This is a genomic window from Pseudomonas sp. GYB4201, assembly GCF_056312595.1.
This window is the reverse complement of record NZ_JBWGIG010000013.1, coordinates 1-12353: the sequence shown is the minus strand read 5'-3', so window position 1 is coordinate 12353 and position 12353 is coordinate 1. Positions and strand designations below refer to the sequence as shown.

The following is a 12353-nucleotide window of genomic DNA, read 5'->3' as shown; positions in this document are numbered from 1 at the left end:
CCGTAGCAGCTGCCGCAGGCGGCGTCCCCAGCCACCGCGGTGCTCCCGGACGCCGCCTGGCGGCAGCTGCTACGCTTGCCGCACAACCACGTTCAGGGAGTGAGGGTGATGACCGATCTGCATGATCTGCCGGCAGCGCAGCTGCTGACCATGTTCGCCAGCAAGACGCTGTCGCCGCTTGAGTATTACCAGCATCTGGTGGATCACATCGGTCGCTGGGAACCACACATCAATGCGCTGTGGAATTTCGACCCGCAGGGTGTGATGGAACAGGCCCGCGGCGCCACCGAGCGCTGGGCCCGAGGGCTGCCGCGCGGGCCGCTGGACGGTGTGCCGGTGACGCTCAAGGAATTGATCGCCACCCAAGGCCAGCCCATCCCCCTGGGCAGCGCCGCCACCGTGCTGCAACCCGCCGCCCAGGATGCGCCCCCCGCAGCGCGGCTGCGCGAGGCCGGGGCGATTGTGCTGGGCAAGACCACGGTGCCGGATTTCGGCATGCTGTCGTCCGGGCTGTCGAGCTTCCATGGCGTCACCCGCAACCCCTGGAACCTGGCCAACAATACCGGCGGTTCCAGCTCCGGCGCCGCCGCTGCGGCCGCCGCTGGCTATGGCCCGTTGCACGTAGGCACCGACATCGGCGGCTCGATCCGCCTGCCGGCCGGCTGGTGCGGGCTGGTGGGGTTCAAGCCGACCCTGGGGCGCATCCCCATCGACCCTTACTACACCGGCCGCTGCGCCGGGCCCATGACCCGCAGCCTGGACGACTGCGCCCTGCTGATGCGCTACCTGTCGCTGCCCGACAGCCGCGACGCCACCAGCCTGGCGCCCCAGGCGCTGGACTGGAAACTGGCGCCGCCGTCGATGCGCGGCCTGCGCGTGGGGGTGCTGCTTGACCCTGGCGTGGGCTTCACGCCGTCGGCGCGCACCTGCGCGCTGGTGGAGGCCGCCGCCAAGCACTTCCAGGCCCACGGCGCACGCCTGCAAACCATCGCACCGCTGATGGACCGCACGTTGCTGGAGGGCATGGACCGCTTCTGGCGCGCACGGCAATGGGCCGAGCTGAGCGCGATGGGCAGCGCGCAGTTCGAAAAGGTACTGCCTTATATACGCGAATGGGCCGCCCCCGCCGCCGACTTCACCGCCGTGCAGGCGGTGCAGGGCTTCAACCAGACCTTCGAGATGCGCCGCCGCGCCGCTGCGGTGTTCGACGAGGTGGACCTGCTGCTGTGCCCCACCAACCAGGTCGAGGCCTTCCCCGCAGACTGGCCTTCACCGGGCAACGACCCGCAGCAGCCGTTCGAGCACATCGTGTTTACCCTGCCGTGGAACATGGGCGAGCAACCGGCGCTGTCGATCAACTGCGGCTTTACCGAGCACGGCATGCCCGTGGGCCTGCAGCTGGTAGGGCCACGCTTCGCCGATGAATGGCTGCTGCAGATGGGCAAGTGGTACGAAGGCGTGCGCGGCGAGATGCCGGCCTGGCCGACGGCTCCCCACGCCTGAACACCCTGCATCCGTAGCCGCTGCCGCCAGGCTGCGCTGGCCCCTGAGTACACTGGAGATCGCCAGCGTCATTGAGGGCCAGCGCAGCCTGCGGCAGCGGCTACGGAATGTGTGGTGTCAGTGGAGCTGCAGGGTGGAGTTGATCTGGCTGATCGCGTCCACCACGTGGCGCGAGCCTTCCTGGATTTCCAGGATCACCTCGCCCGCCTCGTTGGCCAGCTCCACGCCCAGGCCGGTGCGGCTCAGGCTCGACTGCATGCTGGCCACCGCGCTCAGGGACAGGTCATGGTTCTGCCGCACCACGTCGACGATCTCCACCGTGGCCTGGCTGGTGCGCGCCGCCAGGCTGCGCACTTCATCGGCCACCACCGCAAAGCCGCGGCCATGCTCACCGGCGCGCGCCGCCTCGATGGCGGCGTTGAGCGCCAGCAGGTTGGTCTGGTCGGCAATACCACGGATGGTCTGCACGATCTTGCCGATGTTCTCCGACTGGCGGTTCACTGCATCGATGCTGCGCGCCGCCTCGTTGAGGTCGTTGGAGATTTCCTTGATCACGTCCACCGTCTGGCGTACCACGCTCGAGCCCTTCTGCGCGCAGGCGTCGTTCTGCACCGACGTGGCGTGGGCGGCTTCGGCGGCGGATTGCTGGGTGTTGATCTGCGCGGTGATGTCGCTGGCGAACTTCACCACTTTATACAGGCGGCCGTGGGGGTCGAAGATCGGGTTGTACGAGGCTTCGAGGAAGACCACGCGGCCGTGCTTGTCGACCCGTTCGAAGCGGTGCGAATGGTACTCGCCGCGGTTGAGCGAGGCCCAGAACGCCTTGTAGTTCGGCGATTCGGCTTCGGTGCGGGTGCAGAACATGCTGTGGTGCTGGCCGATCACCTCGCTCAGCGAGTAGTGCAAGGCCTGGAGGAAATTGTCGTTGGCGGTGAGCACGCGGCCGTCGGGGCTGAATTCGATCACCGCCATGGAACGGCCAATCGCCTTGAGCTTGCTTTCGCTTTCATGCTCCAGGTGCGCGCGGTCGGAAATGTCGGCCGCCACCTTGATCACGCTGCGCACCTCGCGGTTGGGGCCCAGAACCGGCATGTAGCTGGCCTCCAGCCACACCTCGCGGCCGCTTTTGTCCAGCCGTTCGAAGGTGCCGCTCAGGGGCTCGCCGCGCTGCAGGGTCTGCCACATGCGCTGGTATTCCTCGCTCTTGTGGAAGCCGTCGGCGCAGAACAGCCGGTGGTGCTTGCCGCGAATCTCTTCGACGCTGTAGCCCATGGTCTTGCAGAAGTTGCTGTTGGCATCGAGGATCAGGCCCTCGGGGGTGAACTCGATCATGGCCATGGACCGGCTGATGGCGGCCAGGCGCGCGTTGGCATGCTCCAGTTCGGCGGTCAGGCGCGCGATTTCCGCCACATCGGCCTTGCGGTGGGAGTCAAACATGGTTCGAAGACCTCAAGCGTCCGGTTACTTTTGAAAACCCAATGGTTAAAAGCAGAAGCAACGCACTTCGGGGCACGACGAATGGAATGGGGGCGTGAAGCAAGGCTGGCGCGACATTCCCTGTGCTTTCTTCCCTGACAAGGCAACTCCGTTCACCTGCTGAGCATAGCCAGCAAGTGTGGGGTTGCAAGCAAAGCGCCATTACCCGGTGCACACCGCACCGTAGCCGCTGCCGACAGGCTGCGCCGGCCGTGGTGGCCCCTGAACATCTTCGGTGAGGCACAGGGCCAGCGCAGCCTGCGGCAGCGGCTACGCGATCGCGTGGAGTTCGGCGAGCGGTCAGCTTTCGCGCACCACCAGTTCAAACCCCAGATCCTGGGTAGGCAAGGTCATCGGCTTGCCATCCAGCAGCCCCAGCAGCAGGTGCGCCGCCTGGCGGCCGATGGCGGCGCGCGGGGTGCGGATGGAGGTAAGGCGCGGCACCAGGTGCGCCGAGGCTGGCAGGTCGTTGAAGCCGACCATGGCCACCTGTTCGGGAATCTTCAGGCCCTGGCGCGAGGCTTCGAGGATGGCGCCCTGGGCCAGGTCGTCGTTGCAGAAGAAGATGCCGTCGACGTCCGGGTGGCGGCGCAGCAGGTCATTGAACAGCTCGCCGCCCAGGCCGATGGACGACGGCGCCGGCGCCATCAGTTGCAGCGCAGGGTCGAAACAGCCGGCGGCCTGCAGGGTCTGGCGGAAGCCGTCGCCGCGCTGCAGCACCCGCGGGTCGAGCTGCGCGGCCACGTAGGCCAGGCGCTTGCGCCCACGGCTGAGCAGGTGGCGCGCCGCCACGGCGCCCGCCTGCTCCTGGGAAAAGCCCACCGAGGTGATGCCGGGCGTGGCGTCCAGCTCCATCATGTGCACGCAGGGCACGCCGCTGGTGGCGAGCATGCGCCGCGCGGCCTCGGTGCGCTCGAAACCGGTCAGCAACAGGCCCCGTGGCTGGTAGGCCAGGTAGTTGCGGATCAGGTTTTCTTCTTCATGGATGTCGTAGTGGGAGTTGCCGATCAGCACTTCCAGGCCCCGGGGGCGCATCACGTCGTGGATGGCTTCCAGGGTGTCGATGAACAGCTGGTTGGACAGCGACGGAATCAGCACCACGATGGACTGGCTCTGCGCCGACGCCAGCGCGCGGGCGGCAGGGTTGGCCACGTAGCCCAGTTGCAGGGCGGCTTCGTGGACCTTGATGGCCAGTTCCGGGGCGACGGTGGGCACCCCCCGCAACGCGCGGGAAGCGGTGATCGGGGAAACGCCGGACAGCCGTGCGACTTCGGAAAGCGTCGGGCGACCGGTAGTACGAGAGCCGGTGCGGGTCATGGGTCTTATTGTTTTCGACTTGCCATTAATAGGGGTGGCGGCTAAGGTAGCGCTGTCTTTAGCACAGGGCAATGATGAAATTATTTCATCGTGTGCAACTCCCCGAGCAAGGGCTGCTCAAAACATATCAATAAGATCAGGGTGCAGTAGCCGCCGGGGTAGCCTTACAAGGATCCCCTGCACGCGCTGTTCCTGCAGGAGATACCGATGGTTTTCCCTCTTTCCGCAATCGTGGTGATGGGTGTTGCGGGCTGCGGCAAGAGCAGCGTCGGCGATGCTATCTGTCACCGTAGCGGAGGTCGCCTGATTGAAGGTGACGTGTTCCACCCTGCCGCCAATATCGAAAAAATGTCCGCTGGTATCCCCCTCAACGACGACGACCGCGCCGGCTGGCTGACCCGCCTCGGCGAGGAAATGAGTGCGTGCGTGGCCAGTGGCGAACGCGCCATCCTGACCTGTTCGGCGCTCAAGCTGGCCTACCGTGACAAGTTGCGCGCTGCCGTGCCCAACCTGGGCTTCGTGTTCCTGGAACTGACCCGCGAGGAAGCAGCTGACCGCGTTTCCCACCGCCCGGGCCATTTCATGCCTGCCAGCCTGATCGACAGCCAGTTCGCCACCCTGGAATCGCCCAAGGGCGAAGTGCTGACCCTGCCCCTGGACGCGACGCTGCCCATCGCCACCCTGGCAGACAAGGTCGACGCCTGGCTGCACAACCAAGACGCATCGCTGTCGCAATCGGCCTGATTCATGAGCCCGCACAAGACAGCGCTATCCCAACTAGAATTGCACCGACCACAACAAGAAGAGGCATACCCCGATGCTGGGTCTACCGACTAACACCTACTTGCTGCTCGACGCCCTGATCACGATCATCGGCCTGGTGCTGCTGATCACCAAGTTCAAGGTTCACCCGTTCGTGGCGCTGACCATCGCCGCCGGTTTCCTTGGCCTGACCTCCGGCATGCCGGTGGCCAAGGTGATGAAATCCTTCCAGGACGGCTTCGGCGGCGTGCTCGGCTTTGTCGGCATCGTGCTGGCGTTGGGCACCATGCTCGGCAAGCTGATGGCCGACTCGGGCGGCGCCGACCAGATCGCGCAAACGTTGATCCGTGCCTTCGGCAAGCGCAACGTGCACTGGGCCATGATGTGCTCGGCGTTCCTGGTGGGCATCCCGCTGTTCTTCGAGATCGGCTTCGTGCTGCTGATTCCGCTGGTGTTCATCGTCGCCCGCCGTTCCGGCGTGTCGCTGGTGAAAATCGGCATTCCGCTGCTGGCCGGCCTGTCCGTGGTCCACGGCCTGGTGCCGCCGCACCCGGGCCCGCTGCTGGCCATCGGGGTGTTCAAGGCTGACATCGGCAAGACCATCTTCTACGGCCTGATCGTCGGCCTGCCGACCGCCATCATCGCCGGCCCGCTGTTCGGCAGCTTCATCTCCAAGTACGTGCCGGGCAACCCGTCGACCGAGCTGATGGACCAGATCGCCAAGGAATCCCAGCACGAGAACCTGCCCAGCTTCAGCGTGACCCTGATCACCGTGCTGCTGCCGGTGTTCCTGATGCTGCTGAAGACCTTCGCCGACGTATTCGTGCCGGCTGACCACATCTTCCGCCAGTGGATGGACCTGATCGGCCACCCGATCACCGCCCTGCTGGCCGCCCTGCTGCTGGCCTTCTACACCTTCGGTTTTGCCCGTGGCTTCGACCGCGCCAAGATCATGAAGCTGCTGGACCAGAGCCTGGCACCGACCGCCGCGATCATTTTGATCGTGGGCGCCGGTGGTGGCTTCAAGCAGATGCTGGTAGACACCGGCGTGGGCAACGTGATTGGTGAAATGGCCGTGCAGGCCCACGTCTCGCCGATCCTGCTGGCCTGGCTGGTGGCGGCGGTGATTCGTATCGCCACCGGTTCCGCCACCGTGGCCACCATCACCGGCGCCGGCATCGTCGCCCCGGTGGTGGACATGATCCCGGGCGTGCCGCGCGAGCTGCTGGTACTGGCCGCCGGTGCCGGTTCGGTGATCCTGTCGCACGTCAACGACGCCGGTTTCTGGCTGGTGAAGCAGTACTTCAACATGACCGTGGCTGAAACCTTCAAGACCTGGAGCATGATGGAAACCATCCTCTCGGTGGTTGCCCTGATCTTTATCATGTTGCTGTCGCTGGTGGTGTAAACCCGACCCTGTAGCCGCTGCCTGGGGCAGCGGCTACAGGGCTTCAGCGCAACGCTGCGCCCGCTGGGCAAAGTCCCCCAGCCGATCGAAATTCACGTTCGCCCCCGAATCGATCGCCACCAGCACCTGCCCGCGCACCCCGCGCGTGGCCACGTAACGCTTGATGCCCGCCACCGCCAACGCCCCCGATGGCTCGGTGATGGACCGCGTGTCGTCATAGATATCCTTGATCGCCGCGCCCAGCTCGTCATTGCTCACCGTGATCACCTCGTCCACCCAGCGCCGGCAGATGTCGTAGCAATGGGCCCCCACCTGCGCCACCGCCACGCCGTCGGCAAAGGTATCGACCTGCCCCAGCACCACCCGCTCCCCCGCCGCCAGCGCTGCCTGCAGGCAGTTCGAACCCTCTGACTCGACGCCGATGACGCGGATCTGCGGCCGCAGGTATTTGACGTAGGCGGCGATGCCGGCCAGCAGCCCGCCACCGCCCACCGGCACGAAAATGGCGTCCAGGCCCTCGGGGTGCTGGCGCAGGATCTCCATGGCCACGGTGCCCTGGCCGGCGATCACGTCGGGGTCGTCGAATGGCGCGACGAAGGTCATGCCGCCCTTGGCCAGTTCCAGCGCATGGGCCAGGGCCTGGGGGAACGCAGCGCCGTGCAGCACCGCGTGGCCACCGCGCGACAGCACGCCATCGATCTTCAGCTGCGGCGTGGTCTGCGGCATCACGATGGTCGCGGCGATGCCCAGCTCCCGGGCCGCCAACGCCACGCCCTGGGCATGGTTGCCGGCCGAGGCGGTGACTACGCCTGCCGCACGCTCGGCCGTGCTCAGCTGCGCGAGTTTGTTGCTGGCGCCGCGGATCTTGAAGGAATAGGTGGGCTGCAGGTCTTCACGCTTGAGCAGGACCTGGTTGCCCAGGCGCAGGGACAGCGCCGGCGCCACCTGCAAGCGGGTGACGATGGCCAGGTCGTAGACCTTGGCTTCCAGGGTCTTGCGGGCGTAGTAGGCGAGCTGGGCGGTATCGGTGTCGGTGTCACTCATGGGGCGTCTCCGGTGCAGTACTCGGAGCCCTGGTGACGTTCACTTGAAACCCGCCACGAGGGCGGGTTGGGTGCAGCTGCTAGCCCGCCAGATGAGGAATGGCGGTAATAATAATGCTCATGGCTGGCAGCGACAGGAAGGTGTTCATGCCCAGAACATACGCCGCCTGGCCCGGCGCCGTCAACCGCCCGTCGGCAGTGGGGCACCTTGTTCATCCGGCAATGGCCCAAAGCCTGTACCGCTCATGAAAAGGAGACTGTTCATGACTACTGCACGCTGGGCCGCCCTGGCCCTGACCACCCTGCTCAGCGCCGGCGCCTTCGCCGATGACAGCACCGGCCCCGTGAACCCTGCCAACCCCAACGGCGCCATCGGCACCACGCCAGCGGAAATCGGCGTGCCCAGCGGCACCGGCACGCGCATGCAGAACGGCAACACCGACGGCTCGGCCGGCCCCGACATGCCCGCCGGCAGCCAGCCGATCAAGCCTATCGGCGGCAACCCCGAGGGCAGTTCCATGGGCAACAGCAACACCAAGCCCGACAGCCCTTCGGGCACTACCAGCAAGCCGTGACTTGCGGCGGGCCGGCGGGTTAGATTTCGCATTCCCCTTCGGCCCGCACAGGACTTTCGCATGGACATGCCCGTTCGCATTCTGGGACGCGACACTTCGATCAACGTACGCAAGGTCCTGTGGACCTGCCACGAGCTGGGCATCGGCTTCATTCGCGAAGACTACGGCAACGGCTTTGCCTCCACCCACACCCCCGACTACCTGCGGCTGAACCCCAACGCCCAAGTGCCGGTGCTGGTGGAAGACGACTTCGTGCTGTGGGAATCCAACAGCATCTGCCGCTACCTGGCCGGCAAGCAGGGCGCACCGCTGCTGCCCGTGGAGCGCCGCGCGCGGGCGCGGGTGGAACAGTGGATGGACTGGCAGGCGACGGAGCTGAACCCGGCCTGGCGCTACCCATTTACCGCCCTGGTTCGCCAGGACCCGGCCTACCAGGACCCACAGAAATTGGCTGACGGCACGGCCGAGTGGAACCGGGTGATGGCCATTCTCGACGCACAGTTGGCGCGCACCGGCGCGTTTGTCACGGGCGAGCATTTCAGCCTGGCGGACGTAGTGCTGGGCCTGTCGGTGAACCGCTGGAAAATGACGCCCATCGAGCACGCCGCCTTGCCAGCAGTAGAAGCCTACTACCTGCGCCTGCAGGAACGCGAAGGCTTCCGCCTGTACGGCGCCAACGGCATGCCGTAATCACGCCCCCCCGTAGCAGCGGCCGCAGGCCGCGTCCGGGGTCACCCCAAAACTATCGCCGAACGCAATTCGCCAAACAACGTCACCACCGACCGCAACGCCCGGCAATCAGGCCGCGTCAGCATCCACAGCGCGCTGTCATGCCCCGCCAACGGTGCACCCAGCACCGTCAGGTCACCGATCAGGAACTGCGGCAACACCGCCACCCCCATCCCCGCCCGCACCATCTGCGCCACCGCCAGCATGGAGCTGGCCCGGTACAGCGGCGTCACCCCGGGCAGGTGTTCGCGGCGCCAGGCCACCCCGGGGTGGTCGGGAATGAAGTCATCGGCGGCCACCCAGTTCATCAACGCCAGGTCACGGGTGGCCAGCCCGGCCAGGTAGCCGGCGCTGGCACACACCTGGTACTGCACCGTGCCCAGGCGACTGCCCACCAGGTGTTCGGGCGGCGCCTGGGTCAGGCGCAGGGCGATGTCGGCGTCGCGGCGGCTCAAGTTGGCGAAGTCATTGCTGGTGGTCAGCTCCAGTGCCAGCGCCGGGTAGCGCGGCATGAAGGCCGCCAGGGCCGGCAACAGCAGGTGCTGCAGCACCGCGTCGGTGCAAGTCAGGCGCACCGTGCCGCTGACCACCTCGCCGCCCTGCTCCACGCTGACCTGGGCCACCTGCAGCGCCTGTTCCGCCTGCTCGGCCTGGGCCGCCAGGCTCACCGCCAGCGCCGTGGGCAGGTAGCCGCCGCGGCTTTTCTCGAACAGCGACTGGCCCAGCGCCGACTCCAGCCGGCGGGTCGAGCGGAACACCGTCGACACGTCCACGCCCAGCAGGCGTGAGGCCCGCGCCAGCGAACGGCCACGCACCAGGGCAAGGATCAGGTCAAGGTCGTGATGACTGAGGCGATATTGCATGAATGCACGGATACTTTGCCGAAATGCCAATATTGATTGCGCGGGTGCCAGCTTATAGTGGCCCTACTTGCACCGGCAAGGACCCACTGAAGGAACAGCCTCATGCCCCGCTCGCGCCCGCTGCACATCGCCCTGGTCGGCGACTTCGACGCCTCGATCACCGCCCACCGCGCCATCCAGGCCGCCCTGCCACTGGCAGGCCGCGCCCTGGGCATCAGCGTTGAGGCGCGCTGCCTGGCCACCGACCAGGTCACCGCCGCCAGCCTCGACCAGCCCTTCGACGCCATCTGGTGCATGCCCGGCAGCCCCTACCGCTCGCTGGAAGGCGCACTCACCGCCATCCGCCACGCCCGCGAACAGCGCATCCCCTTCCTGGGTACCTGCGCCGGCTTCCAGCACGCGCTGCTGGAATACGCCCGCAACGTGCTGGGCTGGGCCGACGCCGAGCACGGCGAAAGCTTCCCCGACGCCGCCCGCGCCATCATCAGCCCGCTCAGCTGCTCGCTGGTGGAAAAACGCGGTGGCCTGCACCTGACGCCCGGCAGCCTGATCGCCCAGGCATACGAGCAGTTGGACATCGAAGAAGGCTACCACTGCAACTACGGCCTCAACCCGGCCTTCGCCGACGCGCTGTTCGCAGGCCCCCTGCGCCCTTGCGCCCATGACGCCGCCGGCGATGTGCGCGCCGTGCAGCTGGAAGGCCACCCGTTCTTCGTCGCCACCCTGTTCCAGCCCGAGCGCGCCGCCCTGGAAGGCCGCGTGCCTCCGCTGCTGACTGCCCTGCTGCACGCCGCCAACCGGAGCGCCTGAGCATGTTCGCCAACACCCCGAACCCGCCCTACTACGCGGTGATCTTCACCTCCACCCGCACCGACGTCGACGCCGGCTACGGCGAAGCAGCCCAGCGCATGGTCGACCTCGCCAGCGACCAGCCGGGCTTCCTCGGCGTGGAATCGGCGCGCGGCGAGGACGGCCTGGGCATCACCGTGTCGTATTGGCAGAGTGAAGCCGCCATCCTTGCGTGGAAGCAGCACGCCGAACACACCGACGCCCGCACTACCGGGCGGGCGCAGTGGTACCAGCACTTCATCACGCGGGTGGCCCATGTGCAGCGGGCGTACGCGTTTGATCGCGAAGGCTAGCGTCCGGTCAGGGCATGACGGGGGGCACGTATTGCAACGTCGTCCCCAACGCCCACAACAGCAACAGCACCAGCGGCACATGCACCAGCAACTGTACGAAGCTGAAACCGATCAGGTCGCGCGCCTTCAGGCCCAGCACGCCCAGCAGTGGCAGCATGTAGAAGGGGTTGATGAGGTTGGGCAGCGCCTCGGCGGCGTTGTAGATCTGCACGGCCCAGCCCAGGTGGTACTTGAGGTCGTTGGCCACCTGCATCACGTACGGCGCCTCGATGATCCACTTGCCGCCGCCCGAGGGGATGAAGAAGCCCAGCACTGCCGAGTACACGCCCATCAGCAGCGCGTAGGTGTCGTGGGAGGCGATCTGCACGAAGAAGGTGGAGATGTGCTGCGCCAGGGTCTGGCCTTCGCCGCCCTTCACCGTGGTGAGGATGGCGGCGATGGAGCCGTACAGCGGGAACTGGATCAGCACGCCGGTGGTGGTGGGCACCGCGCGGGCCACGGCGTCGAGGAAGCTGCGCGGGCGCCAGTGCAGCAGCGCGCCGAGCATGATGAACAGGAAGTTGTAGGTATTGAGCCCGGAAATGGCGGTGATCGCCGGCTTGGTGGAGAACTCGTGGTACAGCCAACCGGCCGCCAGCGCTACCAGCAGCAAGGTCAGCACCGGGCTGTGCTCCAGCCACTCGCCGGGGCGGCTGCGCTGGGCCTGGGGCGGCAGGTTGAAGCTGGGGTCGATGCCGCAGGCCTTGGCGTCGCGGGCGCTGTTGGGGCCCGGCGCGGTGGCGTAGGCGATGACCAACGACACCAGCACCAGCACGGCCAGCATCAGCCCGGACTGCCAGAGGAAGATGGTCTGGGTGAAGGGAATGACGCCGGTGATGGCCAAAATCGACGGCGGCAGGCTGGCGGGGTTGGCTTGCAATTGCGCAGCTGACGACGACAGGCCCAGTGCCCAGACGGCGCCCAGGCCCAGGTAGGCGGCGGCACCGGCGGCGCGGTAGTCCATTTTCAGGTCGGTGCGGCGCGCCAGGGCGCGCACCAGCAGGCCACCGAACACCAGCGACAGGCCCCAGTTGAGCAGCGAGGCGACCATGGAAATCAGCGCCACCCAGGCCACCGCCGAGCGGCCATTGCTCGGCAGGCGCGCCAGGCGGTCGATGAGCTTCACCGCGGGCGGCGAGCTGGCCACCACGTAGCCGCCGATGACCACGAAGGCCATCTGCATGGTGAAGGGGATCAGGCTCCAGAAGCCGTCGCCAAAGGCGGTGGCGGTGTCGTTGGGCTTGGCGCCCATGGCCATGGCCGCCAGCGCCACGACGATCACCGCCACGGCAGCGAACACCCAGGAATCGGGGAACCAGCGCTCGGCCCAGTTGGAGCAGCGCAGGGCGAACCGCGCGTAGCGGCTCTCTTCAATGTCTACGGACATGGGGTACTACCTTTTATTGTCTTTATTTTTGGATGCTGCAAAGCACTGTAGCCGCTGCCGCAGGCTGCGCTGGCCCCTGAGTTCGCTGAATGTCTTCAGTGAACTCAGG

11 protein-coding genes and 2 pseudogenes are annotated in these 12353 nt (G+C 66.7%); 7 read left to right on the top strand and 6 right to left on the bottom strand.

Annotated features, from left to right (window positions below):
• Window positions 1–108: 108 nt before the first annotated feature.
• On the top strand, window positions 109–1503 hold the full coding sequence (locus AC0Z2B_RS14270; protein ID WP_476297427.1) for an amidase: 1395 nt from the start codon (window positions 109–111) through the stop codon (window positions 1501–1503).
• A 117-nt stretch (window positions 1504–1620) separates the two neighbouring features.
• On the opposite strand, the pseudogene AC0Z2B_RS14265 reads toward AC0Z2B_RS14270, so the two are convergent.
• The 3 genes and pseudogenes from AC0Z2B_RS14265 to gntR all read right to left on the bottom strand — a co-directional run.
• Window positions 1621–1983: pseudogene (locus AC0Z2B_RS14265) on the bottom strand (methyl-accepting chemotaxis protein); the annotation flags it as partial.
• 174 nt (window positions 1984–2157) lie between these two features.
• Window positions 2158–2940: pseudogene (locus AC0Z2B_RS14260) on the bottom strand (PAS domain-containing protein); the annotation flags it as partial.
• Between the two features lie 339 nt (window positions 2941–3279).
• A complete protein-coding gene (gene gntR, locus AC0Z2B_RS14255; protein WP_416425730.1) occupies window positions 3280–4296 on the bottom strand; it encodes an HTH-type transcriptional regulator GntR in 1017 nt (338 codons plus the stop codon).
• A 207-nt stretch (window positions 4297–4503) separates the two neighbouring features.
• Here gntR and AC0Z2B_RS14250 point away from each other — a divergent pair, with 207 nt between their 5' ends.
• Both AC0Z2B_RS14250 and AC0Z2B_RS14245 read left to right on the top strand, forming a co-directional pair.
• On the top strand, window positions 4504–5040 hold the full coding sequence (locus tag AC0Z2B_RS14250) for a gluconokinase, GntK/IdnK-type (protein WP_473003728.1): 537 nt from the start codon (window positions 4504–4506) through the stop codon (window positions 5038–5040).
• 73 nt (window positions 5041–5113) lie between these two features.
• On the top strand, window positions 5114–6466 hold the full coding sequence (locus tag AC0Z2B_RS14245) for a GntP family permease (RefSeq protein ID WP_476297425.1): 1353 nt from the start codon (window positions 5114–5116) through the stop codon (window positions 6464–6466).
• Window positions 6467–6499: 33 nt separating this feature from the next.
• On the opposite strand, the gene ilvA is transcribed toward AC0Z2B_RS14245, so the two are convergent.
• Complete coding sequence (gene ilvA / locus AC0Z2B_RS14240; protein WP_476297423.1) at window positions 6500–7510, bottom strand: threonine ammonia-lyase, biosynthetic; 1011 nt, start codon at window positions 7508–7510, stop codon at window positions 6500–6502.
• A 262-nt stretch (window positions 7511–7772) separates the two neighbouring features.
• On the opposite strand from ilvA, the gene AC0Z2B_RS14235 reads away from it, so the two are divergent.
• Together AC0Z2B_RS14235 and AC0Z2B_RS14230 are read left to right on the top strand one after the other, a co-directional pair.
• On the top strand, window positions 7773–8084 hold the full coding sequence (locus AC0Z2B_RS14235) for a hypothetical protein (RefSeq protein ID WP_416425734.1): 312 nt from the start codon (window positions 7773–7775) through the stop codon (window positions 8082–8084).
• A 60-nt stretch (window positions 8085–8144) separates the two neighbouring features.
• Window positions 8145–8774, top strand: coding sequence for a glutathione S-transferase N-terminal domain-containing protein (locus AC0Z2B_RS14230; protein ID WP_473003732.1), 630 nt, complete (start codon window positions 8145–8147; stop codon window positions 8772–8774).
• Between the two features lie 41 nt (window positions 8775–8815).
• Here the strand turns inward: AC0Z2B_RS14230 and AC0Z2B_RS14225 are convergent, their stop codons facing one another.
• Window positions 8816–9676 (bottom strand): LysR family transcriptional regulator, encoded by an 861-nt coding sequence (locus AC0Z2B_RS14225; protein WP_476297421.1) that lies wholly within the window; start codon window positions 9674–9676, stop codon window positions 8816–8818.
• 102 nt (window positions 9677–9778) lie between these two features.
• On the opposite strand from AC0Z2B_RS14225, the gene AC0Z2B_RS14220 reads away from it, so the two are divergent.
• Window positions 9779–10486 (top strand): CTP synthase C-terminal region-related (seleno)protein, encoded by a 708-nt coding sequence (locus AC0Z2B_RS14220; RefSeq protein WP_416425737.1) that lies wholly within the window; start codon window positions 9779–9781, stop codon window positions 10484–10486.
• Window positions 10487–10488: 2 nt separating this feature from the next.
• Complete coding sequence (locus AC0Z2B_RS14215) at window positions 10489–10818, top strand: antibiotic biosynthesis monooxygenase family protein (protein ID WP_476297419.1); 330 nt, start codon at window positions 10489–10491, stop codon at window positions 10816–10818.
• A 7-nt stretch (window positions 10819–10825) separates the two neighbouring features.
• On the opposite strand, the gene AC0Z2B_RS14210 is transcribed toward AC0Z2B_RS14215, so the two are convergent.
• Window positions 10826–12244 (bottom strand): short-chain fatty acid transporter, encoded by a 1419-nt coding sequence (locus tag AC0Z2B_RS14210; protein WP_476297417.1) that lies wholly within the window; start codon window positions 12242–12244, stop codon window positions 10826–10828.
• Window positions 12245–12353: the final 109 nt, after the last annotated feature.